The sequence below is a fragment of the Nonomuraea sp. NPDC049158 genome, assembly GCF_040648335.1.
Classification (GTDB): domain Bacteria; phylum Actinomycetota; class Actinomycetes; order Streptosporangiales; family Streptosporangiaceae; genus Nonomuraea.
Genome location: NZ_JBEZDM010000075.1, coordinates 1 through 14,162, shown reverse-complemented (window position 1 = coordinate 14,162; position 14,162 = coordinate 1). Strand labels below are relative to the sequence as shown.

Sequence of the window (14,162 nt, the reverse complement as noted above, 5' to 3'; positions counted from 1 at the left end):
GACGGCCGCGGTGTCGGCGGCGGTGCCGGCGGTGCCGGCGGTGTCCAGGGCGCCGACTCGGGCGGCCAGGCGGAGGATGCGCAGCACCTTCTCGTCGACGGCCGACTCCGGAACCGTGCCCGCCCGTACCGCCGCCACCAGCGCCTCACCCCACGGACCCGACGGCCCGGGCATCACCAGATCGAGCGCCGCGTTCCCGGCCGCCGCCGTCGAACGGGTGGCGAACCAGTCGGACATCACGACCCCGTCGAACCCCCACTCGTCCCGCAGGACGTCCTGCAGCAGCGGGTTCTCGGTCATGGTCGCGCCGTTCACGCCGTTGTAGGCAGCCATCACCGCCCACACCTCGCCCTCCCGGACGATGGCTTCGAAGGGCGCCAGGTAGAGCTCGCGGAGCGTCCGCTCGTCCACCCGGGCGTCGAGGGTCATCCGCTGGGTCTCGGAGTCGTTGGCGACGAAGTGCTTGACCGTCGCGCCCACTCCCCCGCCCTGCACGCCCCGTACGTACGCGACGCCGATCCTGGCCGTCAGCAGCGGGTCCTCGCTGAAGCACTCGAAGTGGCGCCCGCCGTACGGGGTCCTGTGCAGGTTGACCGTGGGAGCGAGCAGGACGTCCACGCCCTTGCGCCGCGACTCGGCGGCCAGCAGGCGGCCGATCGCCTCGACGCGGGTCTCGTCCCAGGTGGCGGCGAGGGCGGTGGGCGAGGGCACGTTCACGGAGGTGTCGCGCTCGTCCCAGATCTCGCCGCGGACACCGGCCGGGCCGTCGGAGACGACCAGCCGGCGCAGGCCGACGGCCGGTTCGGGGTGGAGCGACCAGAAGTCGGCGCCGGTGAGCAGCCTCACCTTCCGCTCCAGGGGTAGGGCGGCGACAAGGCTTTCCAGCTTCATGAGGGGGTCCCTGAGGTCGGGGGTGATGGCGTTGGGGCACGTCTTTCCCACTACTGATACGTAGAAGTGAGACGTATCCGTAAACGTAGCCGCAGCCCCGAGGGGAGCACAAGAGGCGGGAGGCTTGGTCGAGCCGAGCCCGGCATTTGGTTACATGAATATAATTGTTATATGCCAGGAACTAATGAGCCCGTCACCACCCTCAAGGAGACCGGGCCACCAGGGCCGGACCGCCGGCGGCGGCTGCTCATCCTCGCGATCTGCTGCCTGAGCCTGTTCATCGTGGGCCTGGACAACACGATCGTGAACGTCGCCCTGCCCGCCATCCAGCGCGACCTGCACGCCTCCGTCTCCGGCCTGCAGTGGATCATCGTCGCCTACACGGTCGTACTGGCCAGCCTGCTCATGCTCTCCGGCTCGACCGCGGACAGGTTCGGGCGGCGCCGCACCTTCCAGACGGGCCTGGCGCTGTTCACACTGGGCTCCCTGCTGTGCTCGCTCGCGCCGAGCCTCGGCTGGCTGGTCGCCGCGCGGGCGCTGCAGGCCGTCGGCGGCTCCATGCTCAACCCGGTCGCCATGTCGATCATCACGAACACGTTCACCGATCCGAGGGAGCGGGCACGCGCCATCGGCGTGTGGGGTGGCGTGGTCGGGATCAGCATGGCCCTGGGGCCCGTGATCGGCGGGGCGCTGGTGGATTGGGGCACCTGGCAGACGATCTTCTGGATCAACATTCCCGTGGGACTGGCCGCGCTCGTCCTGTGCGCCATGTTCGTGCCCGAGTCGCGAGCCCCCCGGGCCCGCCCGATGGATCCCGTCGGGCAGCTCCTGGTCATCGTGCTGCTGGCCGGGCTGACCTACGGTGTCATCGAGGCGCCGTCCGCCGGGTGGGGCTCGGCGCAGACCATTGCCTACTGCGGGGCGGCTGCGCTGGCACTGGCGCTGCTCATCCCGTACGAGCTGCGCCGGGCGCAACCGCTGATCAACCCGAGGTTCTTCCGCAGTGTCCCCTTCGCGGGGGCGACGGTCATCGCGATCTGCGCGTTCGCCTCGCTCGGCGGGTTCCTGTTCCTCAACACCCTCTACCTGCAGGACGTCCTCGGCTACTCGGCGCTGCACGCGGGGCTGCTCACCCTGCCGATGGCCGGGCTGACGGTGGTGTGCGCGCCGCTGTCCGGGCGGATCGTCGGCGGCGCCGGACCGCGCGTGCCACTGATCGTCGCCGGCGGCGCCATGTCCGTGAGCGCGCTGATCCTGACCGGGCTCACGGCCGACACCCCGACGTGGCAGCTCATGGCCTCGTACGTGGTCTTCGGGCTCGGCTTCGGCATGGTCAACGCCCCGATCACGAACACCGCCGTCTCCGGCATGCCGAGTGCCCAGGCCGGGGTCGCCGCCGCCGTGGCCTCCACCAGCCGCCAGATCGGCCAGGCACTCGGCGTCGCGGTGCTCGGATCATTGGTCGCCGCCGCCGTTCAGGGGCCATGGCGTACGGGTTTCTCGCAGGCCAGCCACATCGGCTGGTGGATCTGCACGGCATCCGGCGCGGTCGTGCTGGTGCTCGGTATCCTCACCACGAGCCGCTGGGCCAGGCGCACCGCCGAGCACACGACGGAGCGGCTGATCCACAGGATGGCGGGCACCGTATGAGCGACGCGACGAACGACAGCGGGACCGGCGAGGCCGCGCGGGACGCCGTCGCCCGTTCCTGGGCGGCCATGTGCTTCCTCGTCCTGAAGCAGGAAAATCGCCGCAAGGAGGTCGCCGACACGCTCGGCATGAGCTTCTTCCGGGCCAAGGCGCTACGCCGCCTGCTGGGCGGCCCGCTCACCATGCGCGAGCTGACCGCCCGCCTGGCCACGGAGAAGCCGTACACCACGCTGGTCGTGGACAACCTGGAGCGGGCGGGCTACGTCGAGCGCAGCGTGCATCCCGACGATCGCCGCTCCAAGCTCGTCACCCTCACCCCGGACGGCGTCGCCGCCGCCGAGCAGGCCGAACGCATCCTGGCCCGGCCACCGCGCGCCCTGCTGGCGCTGGAGCCGGCGGAGCTGGCCGCCCTCGACCGGATCATGGCCAAGCTTCAGTCACCCGCCGAGATGACGAGCGAACAAGCGTCCTGAGACGGCCGGAAGCGCCCTGCTCGGGCGGATTGCGGACAATCCACGCCGAACAGGGCGCCATCGTGCTCAGGGACAGGTCGGTTCGCCGCTCTGCGCGGGTACGTTCACCCCGCTCCAGGCCGCCTTGACGACGTTGAACTCGACACAGCCGGTGAACAGCGTCTTGGTCGCCCGCAGCGTGGCCACGCGCGCCTTGGCGTGCGTCCACGGAGCCGTCTTCATGTTCAGGCCGGTCTGGAAGATCTGGCCCGCCTTGCGGACGCCGACGCCGGTGATGGCCGCGCCGCCGTCACACCGGGTGCTGGCCGGCTTTCCGTTCGGGTTCGTGCCCTCGGCCAGCAGGTAGAACCAGTGGTTCTGCGGTCCGGCCGCCGCGTGCACCTCCGTGCTCGGGATGGAGGAGCTGTAGCAGTTCGGGTGGCCCTCCGCCGACGGGTTGTACATGTTCCTGATCTCGCCGCTGCCCACCAGGTTGACCTCCTCGCCGACCAGGTAGTCGGGCGGGTCGAGGCTGGCCGGCTCGTTGGCGTACGCCTCGGTCAGCGCGCCGAAGATGTCACCCGTCGACTCGTTCAGGCCGCCGGCCTCGTTGCCGCTGCCGCTGCTGCCGCCGGAGAACTGGAAGACGCCGTGGCCGAACTCGTGCCCGACGACGTCCATCGACGTGGCCTGCCTGGTGCTCGCGGAGTTGCGGCCGAAGGAGGCGTACGACCCGTTCCAGAAGGCGTTGGCGTCGTTCAGCCCGACCCTCGCGGGGTAGCCGCGGCCCGAGCCGTTGATGCCGTTGCGACCGAGCCACTCGCTGAGCATGCTCCATTCGTGCTGGACCGCGAACAGCGCGTCGACGCAGGCCGTCTCCAGGTTCGTGCCGCTGCCGTTGCCCCAGCTGTCGGTCGTCTTGGTGTAGACCGAGCCGTTCTGGCCGCCACACTGGACGCCGGTGCGCGTGGGGTCGACCATCCGGTACGACGGGGATGTGGCGATGGTGACCGGGTTGCCGTTGTAGTAGCTGTTGCCGGTGCCGTCGACCACCTGGTCCCACTTGTCGATGACCTGGCCGTCACGCGCGTCCACGTACACGTGCAGGATGCTCGACTGGTCGGCGGTGGCGGCCACGACCTCCCACGCCAGGCGTGGCGTGGTCGTGGCGGCGTGCACCACGAGAGCCGGTGTGCTGATCGAGGTGGCCTTGGGCGCCACGTTGCGGGCCGTGTCCGCCGCCGCCTGCGCGGCGATCTGCGGCTTGGTGTCCAGGGCGATCTTCGCCTGCTGGCCGGTGTCGATCGTGCTGACGGCCTTGCCGGCCTTGTCGGTCGTGACGACTACCTCGCCGCCGTAGACGGGCAGGCCGGCGTAGGTACGCGCGTACGTGAGGTGCTGTATGCCGTTGACGCCGGCGATGCTCGACGACAGGGAGAAGGCGTCCTGGTCGGCGGCCAGGAGCTGCGTCCGGTTGGACGCGATGACGCTCTGCGCGGTCGCCACCGCGGTGCCGCGTTCCGAGGGTGAGGGTGGGTCGGCCGCCTGGGCGTTCGCGCTTGTGACGCCCGCCGGTGCGGTGATGGTCAGGGCTAACGCGAGTATGGCGGCAGCGCCCAACCTGAGCTTGGGGTTCACGCTCGTGGCTCCTCAGGGGGGTGGAGTGGACGAGCCCCGGCCGGCTGGGGTCGCACTCAGACTCGCATCGCGAGTGACCTAAGTGATACCTCCCAATTTGCCCATACCGCCGTGGTATGGGGCGCAGCGCGCGCGGTCAGGTGGCGTCATCCAGCTGTTCGGCCACCCGCTCCAGGCCGTCCTTGATGAGTCGCCCGTAGTCGTCGTCGCCGAGCGCGCCGATTCCGGCCCGGGCCTGCTGGAGGTGCTCACGGGCGCGAGCGAGATCGCCCAGCTTGCGATAACACTCACTCAGGTTCAGATGCAACGACGGATACAGGCCCGCCACCGGAAGCGCCACCCCGGCCTGCGCCACCTGCTCATCGGTGACCCGATCAGCGGCGGCGAGCGCTCGCAGATCCCACATCAGCTCCTGGTGCACGTCGTCCTGCACATCGGCCATCGAGTGGGCCAGGACGCAGACATGCAGCGGATCGCCCTGCTCGCCGCCGATGTCATCCCAGATCTGCGCGAACAGGTCGCGAGCGGCGTCGGGCTGACCTCGGTGGTGATGTAACTCCACCCCCTGGCCGATCCGGGCCATCGTCGCGTCGGCGGTCATCAACGTCTCCTTCACTGGTCGGGAAGCTGCGGCCAGCCTACTCAGTCGTCGTGGGCGATGAGCATGAGCTGCCGCCACAGCAGCACGACGAACACCGCGGAGCCGGCGAAGGCGAACCAGAAGGGCGCCGCGACACCGAAGCGGGTGGCCAGGACACCGCCGATCAACGAGCCGACCACCAGACCGGCATAGACGCAGATGGCGTTGACGCTGCCCACCCGGCCCTGGAGTTCGCGCGGGACCGCGCGCTGGCGGACGGTGACCGAGGTCGTGCCCCAGATGAAGGCGTGCGCGCCGAAGGCCAGGAAGATGGCCCCGGCGACCCACGGTGAATGGGTCAGGGCCAGGCCCAGGTGGGTGAACGTCTCGATGATGAGTCCGATCCGCATCAGGGCGCCGAGGCTCACGCTACGGGTGATGGCCCCGTACAGGCCGGTGCCGATCAGGCCGCCGATCCCGCCGATGGTGGTCATCAGACCGAACCCCATGGCGCCCAGGCCGAGCTGTTCCTGGGTGTAGAGGACGAGAACCGACCAGGCCGCGCCGAACGTGAAGTTGAAGATCAGGATGGTGAGCGCCAGCGTGCGGACCGCCGCGTGCCGGATGGTCCAGGTGAACCCGGCGATGAGTTCCCGTACGGCGTTCGGCTTGGGATCGTCGGCCTGCCGGCCGTGCGGCGGCAACGTGATCCGGGAGACCAGGACGATTCCCGCCAGCACCAGGAGCAGCTGGCCCGCGAACGGCCAGGTGAAGCCCAGGCCGAACAGTGCCGCGCCGACCGGCGGCCCGGCGAGCTGATTGAGTGTGATGAATCCGGTGCCCAGGCGGGCGTTGGCGATGACGAGATCGTCCTTGGCGACCATCATGGGCGTCAGCGTGGCCGTCGCGCTGTCGGCGAACACCTCGGCGATGCTTCGGAGCGTGAGCGCCGCCAGCGCCGTCGCCACGGTCACCGTGCCGGTCACCATGAGCGCGACGAGCGCCGCCAGCACCAGGGCCCGTACCGCGTTCGCGACGAGCACGATCCTGCGCCGGTCGTGCCGATCCGACAGCACGCCCGCGTACAGGCTGAACAGCAGCGGTGGCGCCCAGCCCGCCAGGGCCGACAGTGAGATCATCAGCGGGTCGCGGGTCAACGTCGCGATCAGCAGCGGGCCCGCGGCGGCCGCGGCCCCGTCACCGAGATTCGTCAGCCAGCTCGAGGCCAGCAACCACCGAAACCCTGTCCCCAGCCGGGCAGGCAGGACCCTCTCCACCACTGCGATCACGAGCGCAAGACCATACGTTCTGGAGGGCGTCCCCAGCAACGCATTTTCGCGTCCCCTCAAGGGTCCTCGGCGACGGTCGCGCCGTCGGCTGTCTCGGACCCGGGGTCAGGCGGACTCGTGGATCACCAGGCTCGCGGTCTCACACCCCGGGTCAGGCGGACTCGCGGATCACCAGGCCCGCGGTCTCGGTCCGCGGGGACTGCGGCGAGCGCGCGCCGTCAGCCCGCAGGATCATCTCCGTCAGGTGCCCGGCCACGGTCTGGGTGTGCTGGTCGACCGTGGTCAGGGGCGGCACGGCGAAGGGCGCGAGCGGGATGTCGTCCACGCCGATCACCGCGAGGTCGCCGGGGGCGGCCAGGCCCGCGGTCCGCATCCCGGCCAGCAGCGCGAACGCCGTCTCGTCGTTGTAGGCGCAGACTCCGTCGACGCCCCCGGCGTGCCAGCCGCGCGCAACCTCGGCGGCCGTGGCCGTGTCGAGCGGGACATCGCGTACGTCCGGCGGCTCCAGCCCCAGCTCGGCGCAGGTTTGCCGGACGCCGCCGAGACGCAGGTGGTAGAAGTCGCGTACGCGCGGATCGTCCGGCGCCGCGTAGCCGATGCGGCGGCGCCCGGTGGCGGCGAGATGCCCGGCCTGAAGGCGGCCGATCTCGGTCTGCGGCAGCGTCAGGACGTTCTCGCCGCCGCCGTCGAGCCGGGCGCTGACCAGCTTGATGCCGGCCGCCCGCAGGCTCGCCCGGTCTTCTGGGGAGATGGCGGTGAAGGCGACGATGGCGGTCGGCTCCAGCTCGCGGGCGAGCGCCGCCACGGGCAGGCGGCGTTCGCGCCGGGTGATCGCGGTCAGGCCGTGTCGTTCGAGGTCGTCGGTGAGGTGCTCGACGAGCTGGGCCAGCGTGGCGCCGAGCGGCACGTCGGACAGCACGATCAGCACGAGGTCACTGCGGCCCCGGCGCAGGGTGCGCGCGGCGGCTGAGGGGGCGTAGCCGAGCTTGTCGACCGCCGCGAAGATCCTGCTCCGGGTCTCCTCGGAGATCTTCTGGTGCGGCACGTTGTTGAGCACGTAGCTGACCGTGGTCTGCGAGACCCCGGCCTCCCTGGCCACATCGATCGAGGTGATCCGGCGCTGCCTGGCTGCCATCCATCCCCCCAGTACGGCTCCGGGCTGAATCGTAACAGTGGTGCCGCCGGAGCCCGGCCGAGGGTTTTCCGAGTCAGTCATCTAACTAACAGTGGACAAGTACCGCGCGGACACACTATTGTTCTTCTCAGTCAGCCAACTAACTAAGAATCTGATCGGGAGCAACATCATGATCGTTGTCACGGGCGCCACAGGTAACGTCGGACGCGAGCTCGTCAGCATCCTCGCCGCGGCGGGCGAGCAGGTCACGGCCGTGTCCCGCCAGTCCGCCCAGTTCGCCGAGGGTGTACGGCACAGCCCGGCCGACCTGAACGACCCCACGAGCCTCCGCTCCGCGCTGGAAGGCGCCGACGCGCTCTTCCTCCTCGTGGCCGGAGACGACCCGTACGGGATTCTCAAGGAGGCCGCGGACGTCAAGCGGGTCGTCCTGCTCTCCTCGCAGGGAGCGGGCACCCGTCCCGAGGTCTACCGGCACCCGGCCCTGTTCGAACAGGCGGTGCGCGAGTCGGGGCTGGACTTCACGATCCTGCGGCCGGGCGGCTTCGACTCCAACGCCTACGCCTGGGCCGAATCCGTCCGCACGCGGCGCACCGCCGCCGCGCCCTTCGGGGACGTCGGGCTGCCGACCATCGACCCGGCCGACATCGCCGCGGTCGCGGCCGCGGTCCTGCGCGAGTCAGGGCACTCCGGCCGTACCTATGAGCTGACCGGTCCCGCGCTGGTCACCCCGCGCGAGCGGGCGGCGGCGCTCGGCGCGGCGCTCGGCGAGCCGGTGCGGTTCGTGGAGCAGACCCGCGAGGAGGCACGCGCGCAGATGCTCCAGGTGATGCCCGCGCCCGTCGTCGAGGGCACGCTGGCCATCCTGGGCGAGCCGACCGCGGCCGAGCAGACCGTCAGCCCCGACGTCCAGCACGTGCTCGGCCGCGCGCCGCGCACCTTCGCCGACTGGGCCGCGCGCAACCTCCCCGCCTTCCGATGAGCCCGGCCCCCCACCTTCCGAGCCTTCGGACGGCCACGGCGGTCGCGGGTTTCCTCGCCGAGCCGCACGTCGCCACCCTCACCACCCTGCGTCCCGACGACTCACCGCATGTGGTCGCGGTGCGCTTCACCTGGGACGAGGTGGCGGGGCTGGCCCGGGTCCTGACCATCGGCAGCACCCGGAAGGCCAGAAACCTCGCCGGGCAGGGCGGCCGTGCGGCGCTCTGCCAGGCGGTGGGGTTCCGGTGGGTGACGCTCGAGGGCGTCGCCGCTGTGCACGACGTACCCGATCGGGTGTCCGAAGGCGTCAGGCGCTATGCCGAGCGCTACGGATCGCCGCCACCCCATCCGCCCGGCCGCGTGGTCATCGAGATCGCGGTCGATCGCATCACTCAGCTCAACCTTGACTAAGGACTGGATCATGGCTGTTCAGCACATTCTCGACTCGACCCTGCACTACCGGGAGTCCGGCGCCGGGGCGCCGATCGTCTTCCTGCACGGCAACCCGACCTCGTCCCACCTGTGGCGAGAGGTCATGCCGGCCGTGGGACCCGGACGGCTCCTGGCCCCCGACCTGATCGGCATGGGCGAGTCGGGCAAACCTGATATCGACTACACCTTCGCCGATCACGCCCGTTACCTGGACGCCTGGTTCGACGCGCTGGACCTCCAGGACGTGGTGCTGGTCGGGCATGACTGGGGTGGCGCCCTGGCCTTCGACTGGGCCACGCGGCACCCGGATCGGGTGCGCGGCATCGCGTTCACCGAGACCATCGTCAAGCCGATGACCTGGGAGGAGTTCCCCGAGGGCGGCCGCGAGCTGTTCCGGGCGATCAAGACCGAGGGGGTCGGCGAGGCGATGATCCTGGACGACAACGCCTTCATCGAGCAGGGGCTGCCGGGCACCGTCGCCACCCCGATCTCCCAGGGAGACCTCGACGCCTATCGCAAGCCGTACCCGACACGCGAGAGCCGGCTGCCGCTCCTGCAGTGGCCGCGCGCGATGCCGCTGGGCGGCGAGCCCGCCGACGTCGTGGCCAGGGTCGAGGCCTACGACCGGTGGCTGGCGGCCAGTGCGGACGTGCCCAAGCTGCTGCTCACGTTCGCGCCCGGGCCGGGGGCGATGATGCACGCGGACATGATCGCGTGGTGCGCGGCCAACATGGCCGCCCTGGAGATCGAACACTCCGAGGAGCCCGCCGGGCACCACACCCCGGAGGACCACCCCGTCCTGATCGGCACGGCCATCTCGGCCTGGGCGGACCGGCACGGCCTCCGCTGACCAGAGCCACGGTCACCCGGCGGCCTCTTCGCCGCCGGCAGGCGAGGAGGATGGGGTGTCTCTCTCATGGGAGAGCTTCTCGTGTCGAGATTCATCACATGAAGCCGGGTGACTGGGGTACGGGGCCAGGTGGCGTGCAGTCTCGGCTCATGACGGACATTGACCGGATCGATCACTCGGTCCTGTACACCACGGACATGGACACCACCGCCACCACCTACGAGGCATTGGGCTTCACCCTGAGCCCGCTGTCGATGCACATGGGTTCCCATCGTCCCGGCGGCGAGCGCGAGCCCATGGGCGCCGGTAACCGGTGCGCCCTGTTCGGCGGCAACTACCTGGAACTACTCGGCCTGTTCGGCGACGGAAGCGTCGATCCGTGGAACATCCGCTCGCTGATCGCTCAGTACGAGGGCCTGCACGGCAACTCGTTCGGCTGCGCCGACGCGGCCGTGACCGAAGAGCGGCTGCGCGCGGCCGGGCTGTCCTCCTCGGGCGTCCTGCCCCTGCAGCGCGAGGTAGAGACCCCGGACGGCACCGCGACGGCACGGTTCCAGGCTATCCACCTGGAGAGGGCGCTCACGCCCGAGGGGCTGGTCCACGCCGCCTGCCATCTGACGCCCGAACTCATCCACCAGCCCCGCTACCTGCGCCACCCCAACGGAGCCACCCATCTGGAGAGCGTCCTGCTGGTGGTGAACGACAGTGGCCTGGCCGCCACCGTGCAACGGTATGCCCGCATCCTGGATGTGATGCCGGTCGCCGACGGGCCGCGCCAGGTACTGCGGCTCGCGCTTGGGCAGATGGAGATCGTCCCGGTCTCCGGCTTCGCCGAGGTGCTGCCCGGCGAGGACGTTCCGGCCCTGCCGTACATGGCCGGACAGACGGTGGCGGTCGCCGATCTCGCCGCCGCCCGCACACTGGTGGAGGGCAACGGCTTCGCCACGCGGGACCTGCCGGGCGGCGGGTTCTTCGTCGGCGCGGCCCAAGCACGCGGCGCCGCGCTCGCCTTCCGCGAGGTGCGGTCATGAGCCTCACCGCCACGCTCGCCTTCCGTGAGGTGCGGTCATGAGCCTCACCGGCGCGTTCGCCGGCATCCGGTACGGCAGGGCCGATCGGCTGTCGGCGCCGCGGGTCGTACCGGACCTTGATGGCATGCCTGGAGCGCCGCTGCCGGGGCGGGCCGCGCCGCAGCCGGCCTCCCGCCTCGCGCACGTCATGGGCCCCGGCAGCGGGCTCGAGCAGGACGAGGACTGCCTGTCGTTGGACGTCTGGGCTCCGGGCGGCAGCGGGCTTCCCGTCCTGGTGTGGCTGCATGGCGGCGGGTTCACCAGCGGCTCGGGCGGCGAGGCGTGGTACGACGGTGCGCTGCTGGCCCGGCGCGGCGAGATGGTGGTGATCACGGTCACCTATCGGCTGGGCGCTCTGGGATACCTGTACCGGCCCGGCGGTCAGGCCAACCTCGGCCTGCTCGACCAGATGCTGGCGCTGCGGTGGGTGCGGCGGAACGTCGCTCGCTTCGGCGGAGATCCGGACCGCGTGACGCTGGCCGGCCAGTCCGCCGGTGCGATGTCGGCGCTGGCCATGCTGCGCCATCCGGACTGCGGCGAGCTGTTTCAGCGGGTCATCCTGCAGAGTCTGCCCGCGGGTGTACGCCCCTACGACCTCGACCAGGCCACGTCCATCGCCGAACTCTTCCTCGAGGTGCTGGGCGCCGATGTCATGACGGCGCCGACCGCGTCGGTTCTGGCCGCCCAGAGCGAGGTCGCCCGGCGCACCGCCAGGCCAGGCGAGGTCACTCCGCCCTTCCAACTGGTCGAGGACCCGGTGCTGACCGATGCTCCTCGGGACATCCCCACGCTGATCGGAACCACCCGGGATGAGGCCAGGGCGTTCTTCCCCGGCCCGGCGGAGGAGGAGACCGATCGGCTGTTCCGCCACGGCAGCCTGGAACTGGCGGCGGCCATGACCACCGCCCACGCCTACCAGTTCGACTGGTCTCCCGCCGGTAGCGCGCTCGGGGCCTGCCACTGCGTCGAGTTGCCGTTCGTGTTCGGCGGCCTGCGGGCGTGGCGAGACGCGCCGATGCTGGCCGGGGCCGACCCGGCCGATCTGGAACGCCTGGTCGAGCAGGTCCAGCGGCCCTGGATCGCCTTCATCCACGGCGAGTCACCCGGCTGGCGTCGCTACGACCAGGGCTCGTTCGTGCATCACTTCGCATAGTCGCACCGACCCGTTTGCTGCTGCGGATGATCGGCGCGCTCTCCAACTGCCGGACACCCGGCAGGGCGCCGATCCCGGTCTCCAGGTACTCGTAGAGAGCGGGCACATCCCGGCAGGCCGCGAATACCAGCAGGTTCGTCGTGCCGGTGGTCGCCGCCACGAAGGCGACCTCGGGGTGCCCGGCCACCGCCTCGGCCGTCTGCCGGAGCGCGGATGGCTCAACGGTCAGCCACAACATCGCGATCGTGTCGTATCCCAGAAGCAACGGGTCGATGTCCACGTCGAAGAAGACCGCCCCGGCCCGGCGCAGGTACTCCAGCCTGCGCCGGGCCGTCATCTCCGAGGCCCCGATCGCCTTGGCCAGCTCGGCGTATCCCGCCCGCCCGTCCTGGGCGAGCACCGCAAGCAGGTGCTCGTCCTCCTCGCCCGACACGACGGCCTTCCCGGACAGGTCGCCTGGTCCGGGCACCAGCGCCGCGATCTGCCCGGAGGTGAGCGCGTCGGCCCGTCCGTGCCACCCGGTAGGACCCCCGGCGAACACCCGCAACACGCAATGAGCACTGACCCCGGTGACCTGCGGCGTACGGGGCAGCTGTCCGAGGAGCAGAGCGTCTCGTCGCCGCCGATCCCGCGCCTGGACGACACAGACGATCTGCGTGCCGCCCGAGGTCAGGCTCACCCATGAGGTGTCGTCCCTGCGCGCCAGCGCATCGGCGATCGCCGTGGCCGCCTCCGGCAGGGCCTGGATACGTAATACCCACTCCACCCAGCCCAGCCGCTGCGCCACCGGCTGCCCCACCACCCGCAACGCACCGGCCGAACGAAGCCGCCGATAACGTCGGGCCACCGTCTGATCCGACACCTCCAGCACGGCCGCGATCTGCCTGAACGCCGCACGTCCATCGACGTGCAGCGCGTGAACGATCGCTCGATCAAGCTCATCCAGGACGACTGGTTCCACCCAGACAGGCTAAATGTCCAGGCGATGCCGCCGCGGCCGCCTCAAGAGGCAGCCGCCAGAGCCGCGCGTGGTTCACGGTACGGCGTATTGGTCGTGCGCGGCATAAAGCTCGGTCCATTCCTCGTCGGTGAGCTGCCGGCCGGCCGCGACGATTTCGGCGAGCTCCTGGAAGTACGCCTCCCGGGGCGCCCCCGGCGTGAACAGCACCAGCATGGACGCGGGCGCATCGGAATTGTTACTGAAGCCGTGGACTCCGCCTGGCGGCACGTACAGGAAATCGCCCGGTGTCGCGTCCAGCCATCGCTCGCCGTCGTACAGCGAGACAGTCCCCTCCAGGACGAAGAACGACTCGGAAAAGGTCCGGTGAAAGTGGGCGCCGGGACCGTTCGGGATCGCGGCCATGTCCCAGCGGTAGAGACCGAATTGGCCATCGGTGCTCGCGCCGGTCGCCAGATAACCGACCCGGGACTTGACTCCGATCGTCAGGTCCGGCGGTGCGTCGGCCGACCGGTAGGTCGCGCTGGCGATCCCGTGTTCCGTCAAGTATCGGGGCGGCGGATAGGACATCGTTACTCGCTCCTAGCGGTGGATCATTCCGGGCGGCCCGACCCTACGGGATGAGGCGGCCCGTCGGGAGAGCCGATTCCGGCCTGTTCGATTGAGCCAACATCCGGCGAGCGAGGTGTCCAGGCGCGTCACCTCACATCGCGCGGGGCTACGTCGTCCTACCGGTGAACCGAACGCGAAGGAGCCGACCGACCATGGAACCCGTCAAGGTCGCGATCATTTACTGCCGACGTCACCGAGGCCGGCCACGACGATCTGGAGTGGGCCGACGCGGTGCTGTTCGGCACCCCCAGCCGCTTCGGCAGTCGGGCAATCCCTACGGCACCTCCCACGTGGCCGGCGACGGCCCGCCCGGCGAGGTGATCCTGCAGGCGGCCCGCCACCAGGCCCGCCGCGTCGTCGACACCGCGGCCTCGCTCAAGGCGGTTCTTCGATTTTGAGGGGGATGGTCGTACCCTCATGCCGCTGGGTTGATCGTTTGATGTGTGCAGGCCAACCGTACGCGTCGGCGTTGGT

15 protein-coding genes are annotated in these 14,162 nt (G+C 70.4%); 8 read left to right on the top strand and 7 right to left on the bottom strand.

The window, feature by feature from the left end:
• On the bottom strand, window positions 1-891 hold an 891-nt coding region (locus AB0B61_RS56995), incomplete at its 3' end, for a glycoside hydrolase family 3 N-terminal domain-containing protein (protein ID WP_358450626.1).
• Between the two features lie 171 nt (window positions 892-1,062).
• On the opposite strand from AB0B61_RS56995, the gene AB0B61_RS56990 reads away from it, so the two are divergent.
• Together AB0B61_RS56990 and AB0B61_RS56985 are read left to right on the top strand one after the other, a co-directional pair.
• On the top strand, window positions 1,063-2,541 hold the full coding sequence (locus AB0B61_RS56990) for an MFS transporter (protein ID WP_358450623.1): 1,479 nt from the start codon (window positions 1,063-1,065) through the stop codon (window positions 2,539-2,541).
• On the top strand, window positions 2,538-3,014 hold the full coding sequence (locus AB0B61_RS56985) for a MarR family transcriptional regulator (protein ID WP_358450620.1): 477 nt from the start codon (window positions 2,538-2,540) through the stop codon (window positions 3,012-3,014). The genes AB0B61_RS56990 and AB0B61_RS56985 overlap by 4 nt, the downstream gene beginning before the upstream one ends.
• 66 nt (window positions 3,015-3,080) lie before the next feature.
• Here AB0B61_RS56985 and AB0B61_RS56980 read toward each other — a convergent pair whose 3' ends face one another.
• The 4 genes from AB0B61_RS56980 to AB0B61_RS56965 all read right to left on the bottom strand — a co-directional run bounded on the left by AB0B61_RS56980 (window position 3,081) and on the right by AB0B61_RS56965 (window position 7,635).
• Window positions 3,081-4,631 (bottom strand): M4 family metallopeptidase, encoded by a 1,551-nt coding sequence (locus AB0B61_RS56980; RefSeq protein ID WP_358450617.1) that lies wholly within the window; start codon window positions 4,629-4,631, stop codon window positions 3,081-3,083.
• A 136-nt stretch (window positions 4,632-4,767) separates the two neighbouring features.
• A complete protein-coding gene (locus tag AB0B61_RS56975; protein WP_358450615.1) occupies window positions 4,768-5,232 on the bottom strand; it encodes a hypothetical protein in 465 nt (154 codons plus the stop codon).
• 41 nt (window positions 5,233-5,273) lie between these two features.
• The gene (locus AB0B61_RS56970; RefSeq protein ID WP_358450612.1) at window positions 5,274-6,500 is read right to left on the bottom strand and encodes an MFS transporter; all 1,227 of its coding nucleotides are present in this window, start codon (window positions 6,498-6,500) and stop codon (window positions 5,274-5,276) included.
• Window positions 6,501-6,651: 151 nt separating this feature from the next.
• Window positions 6,652-7,635, bottom strand: coding sequence for a LacI family DNA-binding transcriptional regulator (locus AB0B61_RS56965; RefSeq protein WP_358450609.1), 984 nt, complete (start codon window positions 7,633-7,635; stop codon window positions 6,652-6,654).
• A 169-nt stretch (window positions 7,636-7,804) separates the two neighbouring features.
• On the opposite strand from AB0B61_RS56965, the gene AB0B61_RS56960 reads away from it, so the two are divergent.
• The 5 genes from AB0B61_RS56960 (at window position 7,805) to AB0B61_RS56940 (ending at window position 12,118) form a co-directional block, all read left to right on the top strand.
• On the top strand, window positions 7,805-8,614 hold the full coding sequence (locus AB0B61_RS56960) for an NAD(P)H-binding protein (RefSeq protein ID WP_358450606.1): 810 nt from the start codon (window positions 7,805-7,807) through the stop codon (window positions 8,612-8,614).
• Window positions 8,611-9,024, top strand: coding sequence for a pyridoxamine 5'-phosphate oxidase family protein (locus AB0B61_RS56955; RefSeq protein ID WP_358450603.1), 414 nt, complete (start codon window positions 8,611-8,613; stop codon window positions 9,022-9,024). The genes AB0B61_RS56960 and AB0B61_RS56955 overlap by 4 nt, the downstream gene beginning before the upstream one ends.
• Before the next feature lie 10 nt (window positions 9,025-9,034).
• Window positions 9,035-9,895: a haloalkane dehalogenase gene (locus tag AB0B61_RS56950; protein ID WP_358450600.1), complete on the top strand. Its 861-nt coding sequence runs from the start codon at window positions 9,035-9,037 to the stop codon at window positions 9,893-9,895.
• 149 nt (window positions 9,896-10,044) lie between these two features.
• Window positions 10,045-10,926 carry a VOC family protein gene (locus AB0B61_RS56945; protein WP_358450597.1) on the top strand — a complete coding sequence of 294 codons (882 nt, stop codon included), beginning with the start codon at window positions 10,045-10,047 and terminating at the stop codon, window positions 10,924-10,926.
• A 37-nt stretch (window positions 10,927-10,963) separates the two neighbouring features.
• Window positions 10,964-12,118: a carboxylesterase family protein gene (locus tag AB0B61_RS56940; protein WP_358450594.1), complete on the top strand. Its 1,155-nt coding sequence runs from the start codon at window positions 10,964-10,966 to the stop codon at window positions 12,116-12,118.
• Here AB0B61_RS56940 and AB0B61_RS56935 read toward each other — a convergent pair.
• The gene (locus AB0B61_RS56935; RefSeq protein WP_358450592.1) at window positions 12,051-13,079 is read right to left on the bottom strand and encodes an AsnC family transcriptional regulator; all 1,029 of its coding nucleotides are present in this window, start codon (window positions 13,077-13,079) and stop codon (window positions 12,051-12,053) included. The genes AB0B61_RS56940 and AB0B61_RS56935 overlap by 68 nt on opposite strands.
• A 72-nt stretch (window positions 13,080-13,151) precedes the next feature.
• Entirely contained in the window at window positions 13,152-13,646 is a 495-nt protein-coding gene (locus AB0B61_RS56930; protein WP_358450589.1) for a cupin domain-containing protein, read from the bottom strand.
• A gap of 260 nt (window positions 13,647-13,906) precedes the next feature.
• On the opposite strand from AB0B61_RS56930, the gene AB0B61_RS56925 reads away from it, so the two are divergent.
• Window positions 13,907-14,086, top strand: a complete 180-nt coding sequence (locus AB0B61_RS56925) for a hypothetical protein (protein WP_358450586.1) — start codon at window positions 13,907-13,909, stop codon at window positions 14,084-14,086.
• Window positions 14,087-14,162: the final 76 nt, after the last annotated feature.